Origin of the sequence: Dechloromonas denitrificans (assembly GCF_020510665.1) — a bacterium.
Taxonomy (GTDB): Bacteria; Pseudomonadota; Gammaproteobacteria; order Burkholderiales; family Rhodocyclaceae; genus Azonexus; species Azonexus denitrificans_B.
Genome location: NZ_CP075187.1, coordinates 1996466 through 2020615, shown reverse-complemented (window position 1 = coordinate 2020615; position 24150 = coordinate 1996466). Strand labels below are relative to the sequence as shown.

Sequence of the window (24150 nt, the reverse complement as noted above, 5' to 3'; positions counted from 1 at the left end):
ATGGATTCGCTATTCAAACCGTTGCGTGCAGGTGCCCTGCATTTGCCCAACCGTATTTTGATGGCTCCGCTGACGCGTTGCCGGGCCGAAGAGGGCCATATTCCCGGTGCCTTGATGGCAGAGCATTATGCCCAGCGTGCCAGCGCCGGCCTGATCGTGGCCGAGGCGACGATGGCCATGGAGGGGTGCTCGGCATTCTGGAAGGAGCCGGGAATCTATTCCGATGCGCAGGTGGAAGGCTGGAAGAAAACAACCGATGCCGTGCATGCGGCAGGCGGTCGTATCGTTCTCCAGATCTGGCATGGCGGCCGGGCCTGTCATCCCGCGTTCAACGATGGTCGCCAACCAGTTGCACCGAGTCCGCTGGCGATCACCAACGACGAGGTTCATACCCCGCAAGGCAAGCAGCCGCACGTCATTCCGCGTCCTTTGCTGGACAGCGAATTGCCCGCGATCGTCAGCGGTTTTGCCCAGGCAGCAGCCAATGCCCGGGCGGCTGGCTTCGATGGTGTCGAGGTGCATGCAGCCAATGGCTATCTGCTCGACGAGTTCTTGCGTGATGGCAGCAACCAGCGGCAGGGGCCGTACGGTGGTTCTATCGAAAATCGAGCCCGCCTGCTGCTTGAAACGCTGGATGCTGTTTGCAAAGTGTGGGGTAGCGACCGTGTCGGCCTGCGTATTTCACCGCTTAATAGCTATAACAGCATGATTGACAGCGACCCGGTCGCCTTGACCCGCTGGCTTGGTGCGCGGCTCAACGACTACGAGTTGGCTTACCTGCACATGATGCGTGCCGATTTCTTCAGCCAGCAGCAAGGCGATGTGATGACCCCGGTGCGCGAAACCTACAAGGGTGTCCTGATCGGCAACATGGGTTATGACGCGACCGAAGCTGCTGCCGCCATCGATGCCGGTTTGCTGGATGCCGTGGCCTTTGGTGGCGGTTTCCTGGCCAATCCTGACTTGCCACAGCGCATTCGTCTGGGTGCGCCGTTGAATGTGCCGAACCCGGCCACCTTTTACTCGCCCGGTGCCGCCGGCTATACGGATTACCCGACGCTTGGCGCAGCCTGATTTAGCGGTAAAGGATTGAAAAAGGGGGCCTCGGCCCTAATGCAGTTCAGTTAAGGCTCTTTTAGGTGACGAACGGCGTAACGAGCCGGTCTGGCTTTGACGACACGGGGGCATTTTCGCCCCCGTCGTTTTTCCACGATAGCCATCTGCAACTGCAAACGCAGGCGCGCCAGATGGGACGGCAGTTTCCCCGGACTCATTCCCGCCGCCCAGATCAGTTCGTGCTGGATGATGTGCAGTGCGCGCAGGAAGCTCAGATCGGTCGGAGCGACGCGCGCTTCAGTGGCCGCCTTGGCGATTTCAAGTCTGATCAGGTTGTAGGCAATTAAGGCCCCCCAGATTTCCTGATTGACCCCTTCGGGCAAACGCGAGCGCAAGGTCAGCGCTTCGCCCAGCATCGATTGCTTGAGCTCGCGGTAGCTGGTTTCAATTTCCCAGCGCCGGCGATAGCAGTCCGCCAGATCCTGCGCTTTGATGCGGCGGCGATCGAACAATGAGGTCAGCAGTACCCGGCTTTGACCATTGGCCGACTCGACTCGAATGGCACGGGCCTCCCAGGCCTCGGGCAGATCAGGGACCTTGACGCGCGCTTGAGGAGATATACGCAAACGAACCCGACAATCCTCGGGCGTTCCCGACAGGACTTCGTATTGCGTGTTGGACTTGGCGGGGATCAGGTAATGCCGCTCGGTGCCCGCAGCACTCAAGCCCAACAATATTTCCGCAGAAACAAAGCCCTTGTCGAAGACGGTCAGGGAATGGTCCTCGATCCGACCGATCAGCGCCTTGGCGTAAAGCATTTCGTTCTGGCCGTATTGGCCAAACTCGATGGCCGAGACCAGATGGGTGGGCAGTGCCGTCAGGCTGACGGCACGCACCTGAGGATAGGAGGCCACTTTGCCGCTGGCGTAGCGTTGGGCACCAAAGAATTCGCGGTTCTCGGGGCTGTCCGGCACCCGAAAGGTGGTGCCATCGACCGCCCATAGCGAAAGTCCCTTCCACTGATTCGCGACCTTCTCCTGTGCGCACCAGGCTTGGGCCGTTTGCTCGAACAACCATTGCAGCGGGGCTTGGCCAAGGCGAGCCCGCGCCTGCGTGATCGCACTCTTGCAGACCGCCTCGATTCGGGTGTCGGGCAAGGCCAGATCCAGGGTGCTGAGTACTTCTTCCATCGACTGGCGACGAAACAACGCCAGGGCGATCACCAGCCAGACCACTTGCTCCGCCGGCAAACGACGGCGGCGAACACTCGCCACCCCATGCGCGCTGAGCGCCTGCTCAATCCACTCATACGGCAAATGAGCCGCCAGACGATCGAATCCGATCGTCGGCATGACATCTGTCGTAATGGAGAGCTGGCTGGACAACATCGTTCGCCACGTTAACCATTCGGCGAACTGTCCACAAGCCCCAAAATGAAAAATGCCGCTCACCTAAGTGAACGGCATTAGGGCCTCGGCCCCCTTTTTTTGCTGACTCCTGCCGACTTAGTCGACTCTGACCAGAACGTAGGGATTGTGAAATTTCGATCCCTTGATTTCTGACACGGCAAACGAACTGCCCGGCGTCGGCATCTTGATCCGTCCGACGACTTCAGGGGCGCTGCCCTGGGTCATCGTTTCTTTCATTTCGACAATCACCGGCTCCGGAGCGATCAGGCGAAACTCAAGCGTTGCTCCGGGAATGCCTTCCGGGATGAATTTGACCGTGGCATTCGGTCCGACCAGCGAGACCGAGTGCTGCAGGTTGCCAGCCAGATAAATGTCGAATTTGACGGCATCGGCCGCTGATGAGTAAGCAGGGATGGCCAGTAGTGCAGCGATGAGCAAGGATGAAGGTTTCACGATGTCGTTCCGGTTGTATTCGGGGGCGGGCAAGAGGTTGAGCTGTCGGCTTGAGAGTTCGTGCTGAAAAACGATCCGAAGAAGGCTCTACCAAAAACAGAAATGATAACGCCTCGGCCATTTTTTCGGTGACTGATTGTAATTTTTGGCCACAGTTTGACGAATTCATGCGCCTTAACAGGATGATTCTGGAGGTAGTTCAGAAGTATTAATAAGTGGAAAAATCACCAAATTGAGCAATTTGATTGTTGATATGCATGCCTCGTGCATGCATGATGATCGATTGATATTTGCTATTAGCCAGCTCCTGGCTGGTTTTTACCCATGCACCTGGAATCACCTGTCAAGTGTCCGGAAAATCCGGATATCGACGCCTTGTCGCCTTTTCTCCGAAATGATTATTGCGATCATTGCGCCCAGTTCGACGAAGACGCTTTCCGGGCCAACTGGCATCAAATTTATTTTGTCGTATTCAGCTTCATTCGCCGCTTCAACCGGCGCGATCATGGTTTGAATCATCGCGACCCGGTCATGGCGATGCTGGCTTCGGAAATCTGGCTATACAACATTGGCCGTTTGCTTGAGCGCAATCCCGGTTGCCGGATTACGCCGGAGCTTGCCGATGATGCAAGGCGCCGTGAACTGTTGCCCAAATGCAATGCCTACTCATTGGCTCAATACCTTGGCCTGCCACCGCAGACCGTGCGTCGCAAGGTACAGGCCCTGGTTGATCTGGGGTGGGTGGTTCGCTCGGAAAAAGGGGAACTGAGCGTCACGGTGGCTTACGAGACCGAAGTGATGCCGGAATGCAGTGTCGAAACGATGCGCGATTTCATCAGCAGTGCGCGCATGGCCTTGGCAATGCTTGGATTTAACAGCCAGCGGTGACAGCCATGACAAAAATCTCCCAGGCACCTTTCTGCGCAACGGTGCGCTACCTCGAAAAAATCCTGGCAGATATCGGTTCATCAGATCGCGGTATGTCCGGCATTGTCGGCAACGCACTGGCCATGATTCAGAACATGAATCAGCACAATATTTCACAGGTCGATCTGGCCTGTTTGCAGGAACTGCTCAAAACAATCGATCAGGATTGTTCCGGGGAACTGAATGCCTATCTTTCCGGGGCCGAACCGGACTGCCTGATTTGTGCCGCACTGCGTGAGTGCATGGTCGGTTCGCTTTGACCGGTCTGACCGTCGGTATTAGGTACGCTGTTTTTCCGAAGCGGGTTCTCTTCTGATCCGTATCTTCCCGGCTGTTGACAGAGACAATGTCTCTGTCTAAAGTAAATCCATCGCGCCGATTTGAGTTTCAGCTTGCGGGCGCGTAATAAATTCAGCTAAAGCGTGCGAAAGCCCGTTCTTGCTGAACGGGCTTTTGTTTTTCCGGTACCGCAAGGTACATCGCTGAGTTAAGGACAACTTGCAGGGCGATTGATAAATGCTGCTAAAGCGTCGCTTGCTACCCAGCCCCCGGGTGCCGGCTTCGCCGGCTTGAACGGGGGCAGGAGCAACATCATGGTGATTACCGATTTTGAGCTGGACTCGTTTTCCAGAGAAGCATCCGGCCGTTTTCAGATTGCACTGCCTTCAGTCAGGCGACTCGCTGTGCCGGCGATCGATCAATCCGCCATCCAGCGCCAGGTCGAACAGGCAAGGTGTCGTGCCGATGCGTATGCCAATGCCTGCCGGATCGAGCGGTGGGGTGATCGATGACTGATCAGCCTGCGCGGATCAATGCGGCGCGAATGCGTTCGATGGTTTCTTCGACGGCGGCCTTGCGTGACACTTCCAGGCCCAGTGCACGGGCGATGGCGTTGACGCGTGCCGGGTTCAGGGGGATGCCGCCGCGGTCGACGGCCGAAATCAGCGCTTTTGCCTGAGCCAGTTCTGAGGGCTGGCCGGATGTGCCGATGAAACGGCGTCTGAGCCAGCTCCAGAGACTTTTGCCGGGATGTGCTTGCATGATTTCGGCTCGGTAGTTCTGGCTCAGTAGTCCTGGGTGTCCGACCACATTGCCGGCGCAAAGCGAACTACCCGGTTGCGTCCCTGTTCCTTGGCCTGGTAAAGCGCCACATCGGCGAATTTGACGGCTTGCCAGAAAGTATCGCTGTCGGTCGGAAAGTCCGAAATGCCGATCGAAATCGTCTTTTGAAGCACCGTGCCGGCAACCTGGACTTTCAGGTTTTCGATGGCTGCCCGGATATTTTCGGCAACTTGACCGGCCGCATCACCCTGGCTGTCGATCAGGATGATCAGGAATTCCTCTCCGCCGTAGCGAATGACCAGATCGGAGGAGCGCACGGATTGCTTGAGAACGGTTGATAGCGCCTTGAGCACGGCGTCGCCGGCATCGTGGCCGTAGGTGTCGTTGACCATCTTGAAGTAGTCGAGGTCGAGCATCAGGATGGCTGCGTGCGTACGCTTGCGCTGGACGCTGGCAACCAGTGTCTCGACATACTCTTCGAGGAAGCGGCGGTTGTTCAGGCCAGTCATCGGGTCGCGCAAGGTCGAGTCGCGCAGGCTTTCCATCAGGCGTTTCGTTTCCAGGACCGGGGCGGTTTCTCGCAGGTAAACGTTGATGAATGGGATCTGCGACTTCAGTTTTTCCTGCTGTGCCGGCGAGGCAATCAACTGCACAACGCTGCCGACCGAACCGGACTGGATGACCGGGAAGCAGACATGATGTCGTTCGCCGATTTCGGCCGGGGGGCGGAATGAGGTGCAGATATCCGGCGTGGTGATGCCATCGACGACATGGCCGGTACGCCGGACGCGGCAGGCCTCGGGACGCACCAGGATTTGCGGGTCGCACCAGCGGCAGGTGTCGGCCACTTCACCATCGACCATGATGCCCTTCATCTGCTTTTTGTTGCTGCTGATTTCGTAGAGCGAAAATTCCTGCAGGCCGAATTCGCTTTTCAACGTATTTGAAAGGCGCTGGTAAATCTCGGTCTTGACCTCGTCCTCCTCGATGGCCTGCTTGAAATGTGCTGCACGGGTCAGACCTTCGACCATGTCGATGGTTGCTGTCAGCAGATTCTCGCCCGGCGCCGGTGTGCGCTCGGTGAGTCGGGCGACATTGCTGCCGATCCGGTTCAGGCCATCGTCGAGGAAGGTCAGCAGGCGGTTCATATCGGTTGCGATCTGGCCGATTTCATCATCCGTCCGCTTCTCGACATGCGCCTTGAAATCACCCCGCAAAGCGTGTTGCACCGCATCTTCAACTGCATTGGCGGTATCGGAAATCGGACGCAACAAGCGGCGGAGCAGCAACACCATCAGGATGACAAAGGCCATCACGGCACCGGTAATGCCGGCTACCGTGATCAATGCCTTTTCCTTCAGCGCATCGATCGACATGCTCATGCTGACCGCGCCGAGTACGGCGCCTTCGCTGACCTTGTGGCATTGCAGGCAATTCGGGTTGCCGCTGGACGTGGCAATGTAGGGAATCGTGCCGCGAAAGATGGTTTCATCGCCCTGGGTAATCAGTTCGAAACGCGGCTTGCCTTCTGCCAGGACGGTGCGTTCTATTTCGTCGGCGGCCGATTCCACGGTCAACCCCTTGCCGAACTGTTTTTCCACTTCCGGCGAGCGCACCACGCGGGCCGACTTGAGGCCCTGGACTTCGACCAGTCGTTGGAGAAAGCGCTCGCGCTTGTCGATCACGCCGTTGATCATCGACTCCGTCAGATGAACACGGACGATTTCACCCGCCGTTCTGATGTGTTCGGTGGCCGAAGCAATCGAAAAGCTGCGGAAGGCGTACAGGCTGATCGCGACCAGAACAGCAAGCAGGCCAGCGGCGATGCCGATGAAGAAAAGAGTAACCTTGGCGTTGAGATTCACGGTGAAGTATTTCAGAAACACTATGGCTGGAAGCTGCGCATTATGTTCGATGCGCTCGTTAAGTCAAAGTGATTAGGCATAAAGTAAGTAATATTCCACAATTCGTTGTCAATGGGCCGGTTCCAGCCGTTCTCCGTGCACATGGAGCGACGCTCCGGCTACACTCGCAAATCCCCAATCCACAGGAATCAAGGCATGGCCGTTCGAACAATATTGCGCATGGGCGATCCGCGCTTGCTGGCCCCGGCGCAAGCAGTGACCGATTTTGCGACCCCGGCGCTGGCCGAATTGATCGATGACATGTTCGATACCATGGCCGCCGCCGGTGGCGTTGGCCTGGCAGCGCCGCAGATCGGCGTTGGCCTGCAAGTCGTGATCTTCGGCTTCGAGCAAAGCGAACGTTATCCCGACGCCGATGCCGTGCCGCAGACGATCCTGATCAATCCGGTCATTACGCCCCTGTCGACCGCGCAAGAAGCGGGCTGGGAAGGATGTTTGTCGGTGCCGGGGCTGCGTGGCGAGGTGCCGCGTTTTCCTGCCATCCGCTACCAGGGTTTCGATCCTTCCGGCCAGCCGATCGATCGTCGTGTCGAAGGCTTCCATGCGCGTGTTGTGCAGCATGAGTGCGACCATCTGATCGGCATGCTGTATCCGATGCGGATGCGCGATTTCAGCCGTTTTGGCTTTACCGATGTGCTTTTCCCCGAAATGGGCAAGGAGAGTTGATTGGATATGCTGCTGCCTGCAATCGAAATCGAGTCGGGTAAGAACCCGCAATACGCCGTGATCTGGCTGCACGGCTTGGGGGCGGACGGTTCGGATTTCGTCCCGGTGGTCCCTGAACTGGGGCTGGAAGAGGCTCCCGGTGTGCGCTTCATTTTTCCGCATGCGCCGGAGATTCCGGTGACCTGCAACGGCGGCTACATCATGCCGGCCTGGTACGACATCATTTCACTCGACAAGCATAGCCGGCGGGTCGATGAGGGCGGCATCCTGCATTCACGCAATGCCATTCGTCTGTTGATCGAACGCGAGATCGAGCGCGGCATTCCGTCGGAACGTATTTTCCTGGCCGGCTTTTCGCAGGGCGGGGCGATTGCCTACACCACGGCGCTGACCCATCCGGCAAAACTGGCCGGGGTCATCGCGCTGTCAACCTATATTCCATCGGCCGGCTTGCTGGCCGAGGCTAGCGCGGTCAACCGCGATATTCCGGTGTTTTCGGCGCATGGCAGCGACGATGATGTCGTGTCGATCGAACTCGGTCTGGCGGCACGCGATTGGCTGGTCGAGCACGGTTATGCGGTTGAATGGCAGGTTTATCCGATGCCGCACTCGGTTTGCATTGAAGAGGTGCAAGCCATCGGTGCCTGGCTGCAAAGCCGGATCGGCGCAGCATGAGCGACGTGGCATTCAGCCGGGCATCGCTCAGTGAAGCGGAGTTGCCACCTTATCCCGGTATCGGGCTTGAGGCGATCACGCTGGTCGCCGATGCATCAGTTGCGCAGGCGGCATTGGCCGATTTGCTCGCCGCCAAGGTGATTGGCTTCGATACTGAATCCAAGCCGACTTTCCTGAAAGGCGAAGTGTCGACCGGGCCGCATCTGGTGCAACTGGCCACTGACCGGCACACCTGGTTGTTTCCGATTGTGCGCGGACGTAGCGTGGCTGAATTGAAGGCGGTGCTTGAGTCGCCGGATTTGCTCAAGGTTGGCTTCGGGCTGGGGAACGATCACAGCGCCTTGAAATCGCGGCTCGATATCGAGGTGCGCAACGTGCTCGACCTGGGCGAAATCCTGCGGGGGCCGGCGCATCGCGGTACGGTCGGTGCCAAGGTGGCTGTCGCGCATTTTTTCGGCCAGAAATTGCAGAAATCGAAAAAGATCGGCACCAGTAACTGGTCGGCCGCCCGCCTTAACGAACGACAGGTGCTTTACGCCGCCAACGATGCCCATGTCGCGCTGCAGGTTTATTACGCCTGGCAGGCCAGCCGTCGCGCTGCGCTGCCAGCCTGATTGCTTCACTGGAAAGAGAATGATGTCCCTGTTGCCGACACTGTCGCCGATTGAAAGCCGAATCCTCGGAACGCTGGTTGAAAAGCAGCGCACTGTGCCCGATACCTACCCGCTCTCACTGAATGCGCTGGTCGCTGGTTGCAACCAGAAAACCAGCCGCAGTCCGGTGATGGAAATCAGCGAAGCCGAAGCGCTTGCCGCGGTCGACCGCCTGAAAGAGCATCAATTGGTGCACGAAGTCAGCGGCAGTCGTGTCGTTCGCTTTGCCCACAATCTGGAAAAGCAGTTCGGCATCCCGACCCAGGCGTCGGCCTTGCTCACGGTGCTGCTGTTGCGCGGCCCGCAAACGGCCGGCGAGCTTCGTCTCAATTGCGAGCGGCTGCACAAATTTGCCGATATTTCATCGGTCGAAGCATTTCTCGATGAATTGGCCTGTCGACCGGAAGGCGAGATGCTGGTCATTGAATTGCCGCGTTTGCCCGGCGCCCGTGAAAATCGCTGGATGCATCTGCTCGGTGGCGAACCGCTCATCGACGCCCCGGCCCATGCCGCCCCGGTTGGGTCATCTGGTGCCGTGATTGAAGCGCTGACCGAGCGTGTCGCAACGCTGGAGGCCGAACTGGCCGCATTGCGCAGCCGATTCGAGGCTTTTGTTGCAGAAATCGGCGGCTGAAACAGCATGATTGAGCAAATGACCGCTCCGGAGAATGAATGATATGGAACGCTGTCCCTGGTCCGAGGGTTTTGATCTTTACCGCGAATACCACGACCGGGAATGGGGCGTGCCGCTGCGCGACGACCGCGCCCTGTTTGAACTGCTGATCCTGGAAGGAGCACAGGCCGGTCTGTCATGGGCTACGGTGTTGAAAAAGCGGGCGCACTATCGACAGGTTTTCGATGGCTTCGAGCCCGCCCTGATCGTCTGTTACGACGATGTCAAAGTGGCTGCTTTGCTGGCCGATCCCGGCATTATCCGCAATCGGGCCAAGGTCGCGGCGACGATACAGAACGCCCGTTCCTACCTCGCACTGCAGGCCGAAGGGCAGTCGTTCAGCGACTTTCTCTGGCAATTCGTCGGCGGCGAGACGATCCACAACCACTGGGCGACGATGGCCGAGGTGCCGGCCAAGACGGCGCAGTCGGATGCAATGAGCAAAGCCTTGCTGCGCGCCGGCTTCAAGTTTGTCGGTTCGACCATTTGCTATGCCTTCATGCAGGCTTCAGGAATGGTCAACGATCATCTGCTCGCCTGCCCACGTCACGCCGAGGTGCAGAAGCGCCAGCCAATTCAGGCTTGATGCGAAAACGGGCCGTTTACCTGCGTCGACCGTGGCAGTTCGTGCATAGCTTGATATACTGTATGGATGAACAGTCAGTTGCGTATTGCTCATCTCGACATGGATGCTTTTTTTGCCTCCGTCGAGTTGCTGCGTTATCCCGAATTGCGTGGCCAGGCCGTGGTGGTCGGTGGGCGCAATGTCGCCCAGCCGGCGCTGCAGGCTGACGGCAAGCGGCATTTTGCCCGTTTGCGCGATTACGTCGGGCGTGGCGTGATCACGACATCGACCTACGAAGCGCGGGCGCTCGGCGTTTTTTCTGGCATGGGGCTGATGAAATCAGCCCAGCTGGCACCCGATGCCATTCTCTTGCCGGCCAACTTCGAGGCTTACCGGCACTACTCCAGAGGCTTCAAAGCGGCGGTGGCGCGCATTGTGCCGTGCATCGAGGATCGGGGCATCGATGAAATCTATATTGATTTCGGCGAGGGTGTGGAGGATGTCCGGTCGCTTGCCTTGCAAATCAAGACTGCCGTTTTCGAGGCCACCGGCTTGAGCTGTTCGATCGGCGTCTCGCCCAACAAGCTGTTGTCGAAAATTGGTTCCGATCTCGACAAGCCGAATGGCCTGACTCTTCTTGAAATGGCTGATGTGCCGGCGCGCATCTGGCCTTTGCCGGTGCGCAAGATTGGTGGCATCGGCCCGAAGGCCGGTGAAAAACTGGGGCGCCTCGGGATTCGGACCATCGGCGAACTGGCTGCCGCGGCTCCGGAATTCCTGGTCGGGAAATTCGGGCGCAGTACCGGCGAGTGGCTGCATCGCGTGGCGCATGGCATTGATGAGCGGGGCGTGGTGACCGAGTCCGAGCCCAAGTCGATCAGCCGTGAAACGACATTCGAGCGCGATTTGCATGCCCGGCATGACCGGGCCGAACTCTCCGAAATATTTACCAGCCTGTGCGTACGGGTGGCCGACGATCTGGCGCGCAAGGGCTATCTCAGTCGAACCATCGGCATCAAGCTGCGTTACGCCGATTTTCACGCCGTAACGCGTGATGTCACCTTGCCCCTGTGCATCGGCGAGGCGGCAGAGATCAGGAAGGCAGCCGGGGAATGCCTGAAGCGCGTTCCGCTGCTTCAGAAAATTCGTCTGCTCGGTGTGCGGGCTGGTGGTCTGGTGGCGCGGAACGAAACGCCGGCCGCTCACGTTGCGATCCAGGCCGAGTTGCCGTTCTGAACCGGCCGGCTGAGTTACCGGCCGCGGCCGTGTCTAGCGAAACACCCGGCAGGCGTGTTCGGTGCGCGCTTCGATCTTGCCGAACAGGCTGTTCATGTCCTGCGTCCAGTCCAGGCCAATCGCGTTGCAGGCCGGCTCGGACAGGCCGGCGACCTGATTGTCTTCACGCCCGGTCAGGTCCAGCGCATTGGACAGCACTTCGGCGACATGGATCAGGTCGACCAGTTTTTCTGCCAGGGCCGGGCTGGGGTCGTGGTGATAGCGAATCGCTGCAATGACGCGTTCGGGCAGCCCCCAGAGCGTGGCAAGTTCGCCGCCGATCTCGCAATGATCCATCCCGAAATACTGGCGCTCGACCTCGATAATGCCTCGTTCGCTGACGTTGACCGCGGTACGCACCATCTGGAATTCGAGCGGGTAGAAGCGGGCCATCCAGAGTTGGCCGATATCGTGCAGCAAGCCGCTGACCATCGCATAGTCGGCCGAGATGTGCTTGAAGCGACCGAGTTCCTGTGCCGTGATGGCAACGGCCACGCTGTGTTCCCAGAAATAGGCCGACATCCGGCTTTTGCGGGCAAATTCGGCAAGACTGACGGCGAGGACGATTTCCTTGATGCGCGACAGGCCGATCAGCGAAACGGCCATGTTCACGTCACGCAACTGGGCCTGGTGCCGCCCGGCCAGCGCGGCGGAGTTGGCGACGGAAAGCACGCGGGCCGTGATTACCGGGTCGCATTCGACAAACTGGACGAGTGCGCCGAGCGTTGCATTGTCGTCATCCAGTGTTTCGAGGATGTCATTGACGACCCGTGGGAAGGCCGGCAGGTTGATCGCGCGGTCGGCGATTTCGGTGGCGGTCAGCAGCAGGGGCATCATCCTCTCCTGAATGCGAGGACTGTTTCGTAGAGACGCGACATGACCGGGTTTTTCAGATCGGCCGAACGAAAGATGTGGCGCAGACGGGTTTCGCTGGCCGCCCATTCGGCATCGCGTTCTTCAAGGGTGCGTTCATCCGGGATCTGGATGCAGACGAATTCTGCATGGCGGACATTCATCTGGCGGATATTCGATTCAGTCAGCGCATGCCCGACCGGCAGGCTGAAGGTGTTGATCCCATGTTCGCTGAGTACGAGCGGTGCACCAAGGAGCATGCCCTCGGTGGCATCGGCAATTGGCAGGTAGCGCAGGCGGGTTTCCATGGCATCTCGGCGTTGGGTGTTGTCGGGCATGGTAGCGGTGAAATTCATTCAAGGCAACAATTAACAAAAATGACAAATGTTGTTTCGTGCCGATGGGCTGAATGCCGATTAGCACGCGGCAAGAGGCTGAACGTTGTTACCATTGTCGTTTGAGTTTATTCGCAGCCGTGCGTTCCTGCCTCGTGGCGTTGTGCATTGAAGTTGCTGGTCAGGCATCATGAATCGCGATCCTTATTCCGTCCTGGGTGTTTCCCGTGAGGCCAGTCCACATGAGGTCAAGCGCGCCTATCGCCGATTGGCCATGCGCTGGCATCCGGACCGCAATACCGATCCTGAAGCAACCGAACGCTTCAAGCAGATTCGCGCTGCCTACGACCAGCTTGCTGCGGTCGACATGCCGAAACCTGACGAAACGGTGGATCAACCTGCGCCGGCCGAAGCGCCTGCTGAAGCGTCCACCGGGCCGGAAGCCGGGCGCGCCGCCGATATCCGCCTCAATTTCGAATTGACGCTGGAGGATGCGGCTGGCGGTTGTCGCAAGACCTTGCACTACCGGCGCGGCAACGCCTGCCCGACCTGCGAGGGCAGTGGCGAACACGGCATTTCGCGGACCCGCTTTTGCGAGTGCTGTCACGGGAGCGGCCGGGTGCGCGATGCCCGGCGAACACTGGTGCCGTGCGATGCCTGTAGCGGACGCGGCTTTTTCAGCGAACGCATTTGTCCGGATTGCAGCGGGAGCGGCCGTGAAACAGCCGATGTTAGCCTTGAATTTACCGTGCCGCCCGGTATGTTGCCCGGTGATGAACTCCGCCTGGCCGGGCAGGGCGAACCGGCGAGCGGCGACTCGCTGGCCGGCGATCTGTACCTCACGCTGGTCATTGCCAGCCATGCCTTATTCACGCTGCAGGGGCGTGATTTGTCCTACCGGATGCCGGTCAGTGCGCTGGACATCATTGCCGGTGGCGAGATCGAGTTGCCCTCCTTGTTCGGGCTGATTGCGTACACGCTGGAGCCGGGGCCGGCCGATGTTCGTCAAATCCGCCTGGCCGGAAAAGGCTATCCGGGGCGCGGCAAGCTCAAGGCGGGCGATTTGCTCGTTGAGTTGCGCCCGGTTTTTCCCGAAAAGCTCGATGCCCACCAGCGCAAATTGCTGCTCCAGGCCAACGCTGCCTTGATGGCTTCGGCCTGCGATACCCTGCAGGAAGTGGCCCGCTGGCGGCAGGCGCAAGGGCTGGGCTAGCCCATGCCAGCTATTCAACTGAACGAAGCCGAAGTCGAGTTCTTCGCCATCCGGGCGCAAGGGGCCGGCGGACAAAACGTCAACAAGGTGTCGAATGCGGTGCACCTGCGTTTTGATATCGGCGCCTCCAGCCTGCCCGACGGGCTCAAGGAAAAACTGCGGGCTTTGCGTGACCAGCGAATCAGCAGCGACGGCATCGTTGTCATCAAGGCGCAGAGCCACCGCAGCCTGGAGCGTAACCGCGAGGATGCTTTGCTGCGCTTGCGCGAACTGATTGCGGCGGCGGCTTTCGTGCCGACCCTTCGGCGACCGACCAAACCCAGTCGCTCAGCCCAGCGCAAGCGCGTCGACAGCAAGGTCAAGCGCGGTCAGATCAAGCAGCAGCGCGGCCGTATTACCGACTGATCGCCTCGCTTGGGCCGCGCCATCCGGGAGCCGCTGTTCAGGTTCGCTGGATAGCTGTTTCAGCGGCTATTCCGCTCTGGGATTTCAGCAGGCTTCCTGCGGTCGACTGCACTTTTCGAGCAAATACGCGATCGACTGGTAGGTTCTGCCGGTTTCCGCCGTCAGGCCGATTTCGCAGGTGCGGTTGGTCGATACGCCGCAGGCGCAGTTGGCCGGCAGCTCGTCGTGGATCTTGCGCAGTGCATGATGGTTGAGTTCAGGCACGACGAAGCCGCGATCGCCGGCGAAGCCGCAGCAGGTGACGCCGGCTGGTTCGATGATTTGCTCGGCGCAGGCGGCGACCAGTTTCTTGAGCTTGGCATCCGAGCCGTTCTTGCGCACGCTGCAATTGATATGCAGCGCAATCGGGCCGGCTTCCGGGGTCAGGCGCAGGCGCGGCAGCAGGGCATCGTGGGCAAATTCGTGGAAGTCGTAGACCTTGAGGCGCTCGGCGACGTGTTTCTGCATCCGGATGGTGCAGGAGCTGGCATCCATGATGATCGGATAGCGGCCATTCTCCGAGGCTTTGAGCAGGGCGGCTTCGAGTTGCCGCGACATGCCGTCGGCTTCCTCGGCCATGCCCTTGCTGGCCAGCATCTGGCCGCAGCACAACTGGTCGAAACCATCGGGCAGGATGGGCGCGTAGCCGGCGCGGATCAGCAGTTCGACGACGACGTCGCCGAGTTGTTTTTCAGATGCACTCGACGGCCCGAAGATACGTCCGCCGCAAGTCGGGAAATAGACCACCGGATCGCCTTGCGTCTGGCGCGCAACCGGCGCCTTGCCGGCCAGCGGCATGTCTTTTTTCCAGGCGCCGCCGGAAACGCGGCTGAGGAAATTGTCCCCGAGCACGCCGGAGACGGCATGGCCGACTTTGAGGCCGAGCCGCGAGGCATTGGCCAGCGTACCGAAATGTTCGCCGGTCCAGGCGTTGACCGCGCGGGCCGTGTCGCCAAGCTTGCGGCCGCGCAGGCGGCGCGTCAGGTCGCCGGTATCGATGCCGACCGGGCAGGCGGTCGAGCACAGGCCGCAACCGGCGCAGGTGTCGAGGCCCATGTAGGCGTAGTCTTCGCCGACCTGGCCGGCCGGTTCGCCATTGGCGGCGCGGCGTGACAGTTCGCGGACGCTGGTGATGCGCTGGCGCGGCGAGAGGGTGAGGCGGTGCGAGGGGCAGAGCGGTTCGCAGAAACCGCACTCGATGCAGCGGTCGACAATGTCTTCGGCAGCCGGCATCGGCTTGAGGTTTTCAAGGTGAGCGTGCGGGTTGTCGTTGAGGATGACGCCCGGGTTGAGCAGGTTTTCCGGATCGAACAGACGCTTGATCTTGCGCATCAGGTCGGCGGCTTCCTTGCCCCATTCCATTTCGACAAACGGCGCCATGTTGCGGCCGGTGCCGTGCTCGGCCTTGAGCGAGCCATCGTATTTGTCGACCACCAGCTTGGCCAGTTCGTCCATGAAACGGGCGTAGCGGTCGACTTCGCTGGCATCGCCGAAATCCTGGGTGATGACGAAGTGCAGGTTGCCTTCCAGCGCGTGGCCGAAAATGATCGCCTCGTGGTAGCCGTGGTGGCGGAGCAGGGCTTGCAGGTCGAGCGTGGCGTCGGCCAGGTTTTCAATATGGAAGGCGACGTCCTCGATCAGCACCGTGGTGCCGGTGCGGCGCATGGCGCCGACGGCCGGGAAGGTGCCTTTGCGGACTTTCCAGTACATCTCGCAAGTGGCCGGATCGGTCGAAAAAACCATCGGTTCGACCGTGGCCACCCCGGCCATTGCGGCATGTACGGCCGAAATCCGTTCCTGGAGGCCGTCGACCGTGGCAGCGCGTACTTCGATCAGCAGCGCGGCAGCTTCTTCGCCGAGTTCGCGCATGATGGCCGGCAGGCCGGGCTTGTTTTCGACCGAATGCAGCGCCGGCCGATCAAGCAGTTCGACGGCGGACACCGGCTGCGGCTTGAGGCGGATGACCGCTTCGCAGGCGGTGCGGATGTCCGGGAAGAAAACCAGGGCGCTGGCCTTGTACGGGTCTTCGACGACGGTGTTGTAGGTGATCCGCGAAATGAAACCGAGCGTGCCTTCCGAGCCGATCATCAGGTGCGACAGGATGTCGATCGGGTCTTCGTAATCGACCAGCGCATTGAGGCTGTAGCCGGTCGTATTCTTGATCTTGAATTTATGGCGGATGCGCTCGGCCAGCTTGGCATTGTCGCGCGTATCGCGGCCCAGGCGCTCAAGCTCGCCGAGCAGCACGGCGTGGCTCTTGGAAAAGGCATCGATGCTGAGATGATCTTCGGTGTCGAGCAGCGTGCCGTCGGCCAGCATGACGCGCATGCCGGCCAGCGTGCGATAGCTGTTCTGCGCCGTGCCACAGCACATGCCGGAGGCGTTGTTGGCCGCGATGCCGCCGATCTTGGCCGCGCCGATCGAGGCCGGGTCCGGACCGATTTTCTTGCCGTGCGGTGCTAGCCGACGATTGACTTCGCCGCCGACAATGCCGGGACCGACCTTGACCTTGCTGGCATCGGCGTTCAGCTCGTAAGTCGCAAAACCCTCGCCGATCAGCGCCAGCACCCCGTCAGTAATCGCCTGCCCGGACAGGCTGGTGCCAGCCGCGCGGAAGGTGACCGGGCGCTGATTCTGGCGTGCTGCGGTCAACACGCTGCGCAGCTCGTTTTCCGATTCGATGACGGCAATCACTTCCGGCGTCAGACGATAGAAGCTGGCATCGGTGCCGTAAGCCAGGCGACGCAGCTCGTCGGTGATGATCTGGTTTTCCGGCAGCGACTGTTTCAGGGAATCGGTCAGTTTGGTCATGGTCTTGTCTCTATTTTTCTACGAGTGGCAATACAGCATCATTGCGAATAAAGCGAAGCAATCCAGTGTTTTCAAGATCGGCAAGCCGTCGTTATGCCCGTTCCTTGAGCATGTCCCGCAGGCGTTTCGGGGCCGGCTTGAGCGGTACGCGCACCGACGTCCACGGCCCTTGCTTCGATGGCATCAGCCAGTTGAACCGGCTGCCCAGCCAGGTTGCCAGGCGATACAGGGCCGGTGAGCGATAGACCCAGGCCCAGCCGCGCCAGATGGCCGACACCGTGGCGTTGTAACCGGCGCCCTGGCCGCGCATCGTCGGATTTTCATGCGGCGCGGAGAACGACTCTTCGCGCAGGCGCATCAGCAGTTCGGGGATCGGGATCTTGACCGGGCAGACTTCGCCGCAAGCGCCGCATAGCGACGAGGCGGTGGCCATCGTGGCAGTGGCTTCGAGGCCGAGCATGTGCGGCGAGATGATCTTGCCGATCGGACCGGGGTAGGTCGTGCCGTAGGCGTGGCCGCCGATCCGGGTGTACACCGGGCAGTGGTTCATGCAGGCGCCGCAGCGGATGCACTGCAGCGTCTTGCGCAGTTGCTCGTCGGCATAGGCTTGCGTCCGGCCATTGTCGAGCAGTACCAGGTGGACTTCCTGCGGGCCATCCTTTTCACCGGCCTTGCGTGGGCCGGAGATCATGTTGAAGTAGGTCGAGATGTTCTGGCCGGTCGCCGAGCGGGTGAGTAGCGAGTAGAGCGGCGGAATGTGGTCGAGCTTTTCGACAATCTTCTCGATGCCGGTGATGGCGATATGGACAGCTGGCGCGGTGGTGCACATCCGGCCGTTGCCTTCGTTTTCGACCAGGCACAGCGTGCCGGTTTCGGCCACGGCAAAATTGACGCCGGACAGGCCGACATCGGCTTCGAGGAATTTCTCGCGCAGCACATTGCGGCCGATCTGGATCAGTGCATCGACGTTGTCGGTGTATTCGACGCCCGGCACGTTTTCGTGGAACAGCTTGGCGATCTGTTCCTTGGTCTTGTGGATCGCCGGCATGATGATGTGCGACGGCTTTTCATGCGCCAACTGGACAATGTATTCGCCCATGTCGGATTCCAGCGCGTCGATGCCGGCGGCTTCGGCCGCATGGTTCAGTTCGATTTCCTCGCTGACCATCGACTTGCCCTTGACCATCAGCTTGGCCGAGTGCTTTTGGCACAGGCCGAGGATGATCTGGTTGGCTTCTTCGGGCGTTTCGGCCCAATGCACCTGGATGCCGTTGCGCGTCAGATTGCTTTCGAGCTGGACGAGCAGTTCGGGCAGTTTGCCGAGGTTGTACTGGCGAATCTGTTCGCCCAGCGTGCGCAGCGTTTCCAGCTCGACAGGATCGGGGAACTGGGCGGCGCGCTTGCTCATCAGGAAATCCATCGCGCCGCGGAAGCTCTGGCGCAGGAAGGGATTGTCGACGACTTCCTTGGAGCGGGCGCGGAAACCGGCCGAAGGCATGAAGTGCAGGGCGTGGGGTGTCTGCGGGGCGTTCATCAGACGTTCTCCTCGATCATCAGGACGACCAGTTCTTTCGGGCCGTGCGCGCCGTAGGCCAGCGTTTGCTGGATGTCGGCGGTTTTCGACGGGCCGGAAATGAGCAGGGAATTGGTCGGCAGGCCATTTTTCCAGCCTTCCTGCTGCATGGTTTCGTACAGGGTGTTGTAAATATTGGCCGCATCGAGCAGCACGATATGCACCGGCGGCACCAGCGACATCAGGCGCGGCTCGTCGGCGTCGGGCCAGAGGATCAGCGTGCCGGTTTCGGCAATGGCACCGCGGGCAGCGGTAAAGCTGGCCGGGATGTCGTGAAACATCGTTTCCTTCCAGTTTTCGATCGGCTCGGCGTAGCTCGGGCAATCGATGCCGAGCGCAGAAAGCTCGCTTTGGGCACGTTGACCGTGGGATGTACCGGGCGCGACGAGCAGCTTGCCGATTTGCTTGGCGCTCAATACTTCCCAGAGTTTTTGCAGCCAGCCACCGCGCGATACCGAATAGACCTCGGCGTGGGCCAGTTCGATGAAGTGGCGGAAGCGGGCCGCTTTTTCGGCCGGGGTTTCTTCCGAGCGGTGCTCGGCAAACCAGGCGGCAACGTCCGGTTCCGGCTTGTTCATGACCGGTGCAGCGTTGAGGCGGGCGAGGATGCGGTCACGGGCGCTCATTATTTGTTCCCCTTTTCAGTCCGGCGCAGCAGGAAACTGGCGATATGTTCGCCCGGCAGGCTGGGAGTTGTGCGCCCTTCCTGCTTGTCTTTCCAGGCGGCGTGGCCGAGGATGTTCATCAGGCAGCCGCAGTCGGCGCTGACGACGCGCTCAGCGCCGCTCGCCTTGAGCGCCTTGACCTTGTCTTCCACCATCGCGCCCGAAATCTCCGGCTGCTTGATCGAGAAGGTACCGCCAAAGCCGCAGCATTCGGATTCATGATCCTGCTGGGCGATCTTGACACCCTTGAGGGCGCCGAGCAGTTGCCGGCCGGTCAGGTGCACGCCCATTTCGCGACGGGCCGAGCAGGAGGTGTGAAGTACGACCGTTTCGTCGGCGCCATGATCTTCCGGCTGGAAACCGAGGACATTGACCAGGAAATCGGTCAGTTCGTAAATGCGACAGGAGAGGGCGTCGGCTTGCGGTTTGCGTACCGGGTCGGCGGCAAACAGCGTCGGGTAATGGTGCTTCATCATCCCGGCGCAGGAACCGGAAGGAACGACGACCGGCCAGTTGTTTGGAAACAGCGTCAATTGCAGCGCCGCAACCTTGCGTGCCTCATCGGGAAAACCACTGGTGTAGGCCGGTTGACCGCAGCACGTCTGTTCTTCGGGGAAGTGAACGCGGATGCCTTCGCGCTCCAGTAGACGAATCGCATCAAGGCCGGCGCCGGGGTAAAACTGGTCAACAACACAGGTGGCGAAAAAATAGACATCGGTGGGCCGAGGCGCGGTTTTTCCTTGTTCGCTCATTTTGTCTCCGTTGGTAAATTGGTCAAACCAATGCTTTGCGTGACGGAAATGTACGATACAACCGATACTTAGTCAAATATATAAGGGTTTTTCCGGTGCTTGCGCTTTACCGTTTGGCTGATTAGAATGGCGTGGTCTTACCAATCGAGTGATTACTTTTGCCCATGCCGCAAAACAAGGTGCAAGTCCCGCGTATTTCCGATGCCGTTGCCGCTTCGCTGGAGCGCCGCGTCCTGGAAGGCTCGCTCAAACCGGGCGACCGCCTGCCGCCGGAGCGCGAACTGGCGCTCGAGTTCGGTGTGTCGCGCCCCTCATTGCGTGAAGCCATCCAGAAGCTGGCTTCCAAGGGCATGTTGCAGAGCCGTCAGGGTGGCGGTACTTATGTGACCGACCGTCTCGAATCGACTTTTTCCGATCCGTGGCGCGACATGATCGGTTCGCATCCGAATTTGCACGAAGATCTGCTTGAATTCCGCCGTATGCTGGAAGGCCAGGCTGCCGAGTGGGCGGCCGAGCGCGCCACCGATGCTGACCTGCAACGTATCGACCAGTCTTTCGCGACGCTCAGCGATACTTTCGATGCCGATGATCTGGAGCGCCGCTCCAGCGCCGATATTGCCTTCCATCAGGCAATTGGCGAGGCCTCGCACAATGCGCTGATCGGCCATCTCTCCTCGGCCCTGCTACGTTTGATGCACGACAATATCCGCCTCAATCTTGGCGAATTGCAAGGCATTCCTGCCGCCGGTTCCCTGCTCAAGTCGCAACATGCTGCCATTCATGGCGCCATTCGCGATCGCAAGCCGCAGGCGGCACGTTCTGCCGCCGAGACGCATATCGATTTCGTTCGCGAAACACTGGCTCAGTCGCTGCGTTCCGCCGCCCGGCGCGAAACCGCAGCACGCCGCCTGAATACCGATTTCTTACCTTCCACCACTTCTTGATTTGACCCCCCTGAAAGGAATCCGCATGGAGCCCCTGGTTATTCCCTTTGAAAAGCTGCGCATGACCGACGTTGAACAAGTCGGCGGCAAGAATTCTTCGCTCGGCGAAATGATCAGCCAGCTGGCTGATTCCGGTGTCCGCGTTCCGGGTGGCTTTGCCACGACGGCGCAGGCTTACCGCGATTTCCTGGCGCAGAGCGGCCTGGATGAAAAGATCAATGCGGCACTCGACGCGCTGGATGTCGAAGACGTCAATGCGCTCGCCGTGTGTGGCGCGCAGATTCGCCAGTGGATCATGGAAACGCCGTTCCCGACCGCGTTGACCATCGCAATTACCGAGCAGTATCAGCGTCTGGTCGCCGATTCGACCGCCGACATGTCCTTCGCCGTGCGCTCTTCCGCCACCGCCGAAGACTTGCCGGACGCTTCCTTTGCCGGTCAGCAGGAAACCTTCCTGAACATCGTCGGCCTGGAAAACATCCTGCACGCGATCAAGGAAGTTTTCGCTTCCCTGTACAACGACCGCGCCATTTCCTACCGCGTTCACAAGGGCTTCATCCACGCTGACGTCGCCCTGTCCGCCGGTATCCAGCGCATGGTTCGCTCCGACAAGGGCGCAGCCGGCGTGTTGTTCACGCTCGATACCGAATCCGGTTTCCGTGACGCTGTTTTCGTCACCGCCAGCTACGGTCTGGGCGAAACAGTGGTGCAGGGCGCCGTCAATCCGGACGAGTTCTACGTGCACAAGCCGATGCTGGCTGCCGGCAAGAAGGCCGTCGTGCGCCGCAATCTCGGTTCCAAGATGATCAAGATGACCTTCTCGGCCGAGAAGGTTGCCGGCAAGTCCGTCGTCACCGAGGACGTCGAAGAATCCCTGCGTCACCAGTTCTCGATCAATGACGAAGAAGTCATGGAGCTGGCCCGCTACGCGATGATTATCGAAAAACACTACGGTCGTCCGATGGACATCGAGTGGGGCAAGGATGGTGTCGACGGCAAGCTGTACATCCTCCAGGCGCGTCCGGAAACCGTGCAGTCGCAGGCGCACGCCGGCAAGATCGAAAAGTTCAAGCTGAAATCCTTCTCCAAGGTGCTCGCCTCCGGCCGCGCCATTGGTCAGAAGATCGGTATCGGCCCGGTCCGCATCGTCAAGGATCCGAAGGAAATGGACCAGGTCAAGCCGGGTGACGTGCTCGTCGCCGACATGACCGACCCGAACTGGGAACCGGTCATGAAGCGCGCTTCGGCCATCGTCACCAACCGTGGCGGCCGTACCTGCCACGCCGCGATCATCGCCCGCGAACTGGGCATCCCGGCCATCGTCGGCTGCGGTGACGCAACCGAAACGCTGACTGAAGGCGAAATCGTGACCGCCTCCTGTACCGAAGGCGATACCGGCCACGTTTACCGCGGCAAGCTCGATTTCGAAGTCACCTCGCGTGACATCACCGCCATGCCGGACGTCCCGGTCAAGGTCATGATGAACGTCGGCAACCCGGAACTGGCCTTCGAATTCGCCCAGTTGCCGAACGCCGGTGTGGGTCTGGCCCGCGTCGAGTTCATCATCAACAACGTCATCGGCATTCACCCGAAGGCCATTCTTGATGTCGAGCGTCTGCCGGCTTCGAAGCGCGACGAAATCAAGCGCCGCGCTCGTGGTTACGCCACGCCGAAGGACTTCTTCGTCGAAAAGCTGGTGGAAGGTGTGTCTACCATCGCCGCCGCTTTCTGGCCGAATCCGGTCATCGTTCGTCTCTCCGACTTCAAGTCCAACGAGTACCGCAAGCTGCTCGGCGGCGAACTCTACGAGCCGGAAGAAGAAAACCCGATGCTTGGCTTCCGTGGCGCTTCTCGTTATGTCGCCCAGTCCTTCCGCGACTGTTTCGAAATGGAATGCCGCGCCATGAAGCGCGTCCGTGAAGAAATGGGCCTGACCAACGTGCAACTGATGGTGCCGTTTGTCCGTACCGTTGGCGAAGGCCAGGCTGTTGTCGATCTGCTGGCTGAACACGGCCTGAAGCAGGGCGAACACGACCTGAAGCTGATCATGATGTGCGAAATCCCGTCCAACGCCTTGTTGGCCGATGATTTCCTCAAGATCTTCGACGGCTTCTCAATCGGTTCCAACGACTTGACCCAGCTGACGCTCGGCCTCGACCGCGACTCCGGTCTGGTCGCCAACCTGTTCGACGAACGCGACCCGGCCGTCAAGATGCTGCTCGCCATGGCGATCTCTGCCGCCAACAAGGCCGGCAAGTACATCGGTATCTGCGGTCAAGGCCCGTCCGATCACCCGGATCTGGCTGAATGGCTGATGGATCAGGGCATCAGCAGCATCTCGCTGAACCCGGACACCGTGGTCGACACCTGGACCCGTCTGGCTGGCCACAAAAAGGCCTGATCGACACGGTCGACCGTAGTAAAGCAGTCAAAAGGGTGTTACTACGCAAATGACCCAAAGAGTGCCCGCTTTAGTCAGCGGGCATTTTCTTGAGGTTTTTCACTGCCAGCATTACCTTTACGAGGGGTAACCTACTTTGGATGCTCCTCGAAATGCCACGAACTTCTCCCTATCTTAAAGGCCTCGCCGAAACACGAGCCCGGGTCGACGCTGACTATGTACGTGCCTCAGAACGGCTGACTTCAGCCAATCACCAACTCAAACAAGCTCGGGCGCTCGTTGCTCGCCTTGAAAAAGCCATTCCAGCCCTCCAAACCCAGGTTCTCCTCGCCAATACCACCCGTTACGCCTGTGACACACTAATCGTTAGCCTTAACCCCGACATCGAGCCTGCGGAAATCCAACCCATTAGAGCCTGGCAAGGTCGCTACGGCAAGCGGGGCACCCTCGGCCAACTCGTCCAAGCAATCATCGAAACCGCTTACCCCGAACCAATCACCACCATAGCCGTCGCCCAGCAACTCGAAACCCAACTAAACCTTACCTTCGCCACGCCCGCCGACCGTGCTCACTGGATGAAGGCAACCGTTAACGCCCGGCTCAATTATCTCGGCCGCACCGGCGTCATCGAACGACTCCATCCAGCGACAGCCGCATACGGCAAACCCGGTATCTGGCGCGGAAAACCACACGAGCTATACCCAAGCCTCAACGCCCTAGCCACCCACGCCGGCCTCGCGACCACCAGCGCACCTGAGCAAAATGACCTCGAACTGGTGCTCGAGCCTGCCCCTGAAGAAGACGACCTCCCAAGGTAAGCC

Annotated in this window: 25 protein-coding genes; 15 read left to right on the top strand and 10 right to left on the bottom strand. The window is 59.9% G+C overall.

The annotated features are described in order from the left end of the window. Complete coding sequence (locus tag KI614_RS09540) at positions 1 to 1074, top strand: alkene reductase (RefSeq protein WP_226405075.1); 1074 nt, start codon at positions 1 to 3, stop codon at positions 1072 to 1074. A gap of 50 nt (positions 1075 to 1124) precedes the next feature. On the opposite strand, the gene KI614_RS09535 is transcribed toward KI614_RS09540, so the two are convergent. Together KI614_RS09535 and KI614_RS09530 are read right to left on the bottom strand one after the other, a co-directional pair. Further along, entirely contained in the window at positions 1125 to 2444 is a 1320-nt protein-coding gene (locus KI614_RS09535) for an IS4 family transposase (RefSeq protein ID WP_226405073.1), read from the bottom strand. 117 nt (positions 2445 to 2561) lie between these two features. Next, entirely contained in the window at positions 2562 to 2918 is a 357-nt protein-coding gene (locus tag KI614_RS09530) for a hypothetical protein (protein WP_203466864.1), read from the bottom strand. A gap of 324 nt (positions 2919 to 3242) precedes the next feature. On the opposite strand from KI614_RS09530, the gene KI614_RS09525 reads away from it, so the two are divergent. The 3 genes from KI614_RS09525 to KI614_RS09515 all read left to right on the top strand — a co-directional run bounded on the left by KI614_RS09525 (position 3243) and on the right by KI614_RS09515 (position 4636). Beyond that, positions 3243 to 3806 carry a hypothetical protein gene (locus KI614_RS09525; RefSeq protein WP_226405069.1) on the top strand — a complete coding sequence of 188 codons (564 nt, stop codon included), beginning with the start codon at positions 3243 to 3245 and terminating at the stop codon, positions 3804 to 3806. Between the two features lie 5 nt (positions 3807 to 3811). Continuing rightward, a complete protein-coding gene (locus KI614_RS09520) occupies positions 3812 to 4105 on the top strand; it encodes a hypothetical protein (RefSeq protein WP_226405067.1) in 294 nt (97 codons plus the stop codon). Between the two features lie 333 nt (positions 4106 to 4438). After that, positions 4439 to 4636, top strand: coding sequence for a hypothetical protein (locus tag KI614_RS09515; protein ID WP_226405065.1), 198 nt, complete (start codon positions 4439 to 4441; stop codon positions 4634 to 4636). Positions 4637 to 4640: 4 nt separating this feature from the next. On the opposite strand, the gene KI614_RS09510 is transcribed toward KI614_RS09515, so the two are convergent. Together KI614_RS09510 and KI614_RS09505 are read right to left on the bottom strand one after the other, a co-directional pair. Beyond that, entirely contained in the window at positions 4641 to 4886 is a 246-nt protein-coding gene (locus KI614_RS09510; RefSeq protein ID WP_226405063.1) for a hypothetical protein, read from the bottom strand. A gap of 23 nt (positions 4887 to 4909) precedes the next feature. Then, positions 4910 to 6793, bottom strand: coding sequence for a diguanylate cyclase (locus tag KI614_RS09505; RefSeq protein WP_226405061.1), 1884 nt, complete (start codon positions 6791 to 6793; stop codon positions 4910 to 4912). 174 nt (positions 6794 to 6967) lie between these two features. Here KI614_RS09505 and def point away from each other — a divergent pair, with 174 nt between their 5' ends. The 6 genes from def (at position 6968) to KI614_RS09475 (ending at position 11300) form a co-directional block, all read left to right on the top strand. Next, positions 6968 to 7498, top strand: coding sequence for a peptide deformylase (def, locus tag KI614_RS09500; protein WP_226405059.1), 531 nt, complete (start codon positions 6968 to 6970; stop codon positions 7496 to 7498). Between the two features lie 6 nt (positions 7499 to 7504). Then, positions 7505 to 8173, top strand: a complete 669-nt coding sequence (locus tag KI614_RS09495; RefSeq protein WP_226405057.1) for an alpha/beta hydrolase — start codon at positions 7505 to 7507, stop codon at positions 8171 to 8173. After that, positions 8170 to 8787 (top strand): 3'-5' exonuclease, encoded by a 618-nt coding sequence (locus KI614_RS09490; protein ID WP_226405055.1) that lies wholly within the window; start codon positions 8170 to 8172, stop codon positions 8785 to 8787. The genes KI614_RS09495 and KI614_RS09490 overlap by 4 nt, the downstream gene beginning before the upstream one ends. Before the next feature lie 19 nt (positions 8788 to 8806). After that, entirely contained in the window at positions 8807 to 9460 is a 654-nt protein-coding gene (locus tag KI614_RS09485) for a YceH family protein (RefSeq protein ID WP_226405053.1), read from the top strand. A 43-nt stretch (positions 9461 to 9503) separates the two neighbouring features. Then, positions 9504 to 10085, top strand: coding sequence for a DNA-3-methyladenine glycosylase I (locus KI614_RS09480; protein WP_413464143.1), 582 nt, complete (start codon positions 9504 to 9506; stop codon positions 10083 to 10085). Positions 10086 to 10151: 66 nt separating this feature from the next. Then, complete coding sequence (locus KI614_RS09475; protein ID WP_226405049.1) at positions 10152 to 11300, top strand: DNA polymerase thumb domain-containing protein; 1149 nt, start codon at positions 10152 to 10154, stop codon at positions 11298 to 11300. 33 nt (positions 11301 to 11333) lie between these two features. Here KI614_RS09475 and KI614_RS09470 read toward each other — a convergent pair whose 3' ends face one another. Beyond that, on the bottom strand, positions 11334 to 12176 hold the full coding sequence (locus tag KI614_RS09470) for an HDOD domain-containing protein (protein WP_203466854.1): 843 nt from the start codon (positions 12174 to 12176) through the stop codon (positions 11334 to 11336). Beyond that, the gene (locus tag KI614_RS09465; RefSeq protein WP_226405047.1) at positions 12173 to 12547 is read right to left on the bottom strand and encodes a hypothetical protein; all 375 of its coding nucleotides are present in this window, start codon (positions 12545 to 12547) and stop codon (positions 12173 to 12175) included. Before KI614_RS09465 ends, KI614_RS09470 begins: the two co-directional genes overlap by 4 nt. A 169-nt stretch (positions 12548 to 12716) precedes the next feature. Here KI614_RS09465 and KI614_RS09460 point away from each other — a divergent pair, with 169 nt between their 5' ends. Beyond that, positions 12717 to 13739 (top strand): DnaJ C-terminal domain-containing protein, encoded by a 1023-nt coding sequence (locus KI614_RS09460; protein ID WP_226405045.1) that lies wholly within the window; start codon positions 12717 to 12719, stop codon positions 13737 to 13739. 3 nt (positions 13740 to 13742) lie between these two features. Beyond that, complete coding sequence (gene arfB / locus KI614_RS09455) at positions 13743 to 14144, top strand: alternative ribosome rescue aminoacyl-tRNA hydrolase ArfB (protein ID WP_226405042.1); 402 nt, start codon at positions 13743 to 13745, stop codon at positions 14142 to 14144. An 84-nt stretch (positions 14145 to 14228) separates the two neighbouring features. Here the strand turns inward: arfB and KI614_RS09450 are convergent, their stop codons facing one another. The 4 genes from KI614_RS09450 to KI614_RS09435 all read right to left on the bottom strand — a co-directional run bounded on the left by KI614_RS09450 (position 14229) and on the right by KI614_RS09435 (position 19984). Continuing rightward, positions 14229 to 16994 carry an FAD-binding and (Fe-S)-binding domain-containing protein gene (locus KI614_RS09450; RefSeq protein WP_226405040.1) on the bottom strand — a complete coding sequence of 922 codons (2766 nt, stop codon included), beginning with the start codon at positions 16992 to 16994 and terminating at the stop codon, positions 14229 to 14231. A 91-nt stretch (positions 16995 to 17085) separates the two neighbouring features. Further along, entirely contained in the window at positions 17086 to 18528 is a 1443-nt protein-coding gene (locus tag KI614_RS09445; RefSeq protein WP_226405038.1) for a LutB/LldF family L-lactate oxidation iron-sulfur protein, read from the bottom strand. Continuing rightward, a complete protein-coding gene (locus KI614_RS09440; protein WP_226405036.1) occupies positions 18528 to 19193 on the bottom strand; it encodes a LutC/YkgG family protein in 666 nt (221 codons plus the stop codon). Before KI614_RS09440 ends, KI614_RS09445 begins: the two co-directional genes overlap by 1 nt. After that, positions 19193 to 19984 (bottom strand): (Fe-S)-binding protein, encoded by a 792-nt coding sequence (locus tag KI614_RS09435; RefSeq protein ID WP_226405034.1) that lies wholly within the window; start codon positions 19982 to 19984, stop codon positions 19193 to 19195. The genes KI614_RS09440 and KI614_RS09435 overlap by 1 nt, the downstream gene beginning before the upstream one ends. 164 nt (positions 19985 to 20148) lie before the next feature. Here KI614_RS09435 and KI614_RS09430 point away from each other — a divergent pair, with 164 nt between their 5' ends. The 3 genes from KI614_RS09430 (at position 20149) to KI614_RS09420 (ending at position 24147) form a co-directional block, all read left to right on the top strand. Further along, positions 20149 to 20928, top strand: a complete 780-nt coding sequence (locus tag KI614_RS09430; RefSeq protein WP_226405032.1) for an FCD domain-containing protein — start codon at positions 20149 to 20151, stop codon at positions 20926 to 20928. Positions 20929 to 20953: 25 nt separating this feature from the next. Continuing rightward, complete coding sequence (ppsA, locus tag KI614_RS09425; RefSeq protein ID WP_226405018.1) at positions 20954 to 23329, top strand: phosphoenolpyruvate synthase; 2376 nt, start codon at positions 20954 to 20956, stop codon at positions 23327 to 23329. A gap of 140 nt (positions 23330 to 23469) precedes the next feature. Then, positions 23470 to 24147: a hypothetical protein gene (locus KI614_RS09420; RefSeq protein WP_226405016.1), complete on the top strand. Its 678-nt coding sequence runs from the start codon at positions 23470 to 23472 to the stop codon at positions 24145 to 24147. The last annotated feature ends 3 nt before the right edge of the window (positions 24148 to 24150 follow it).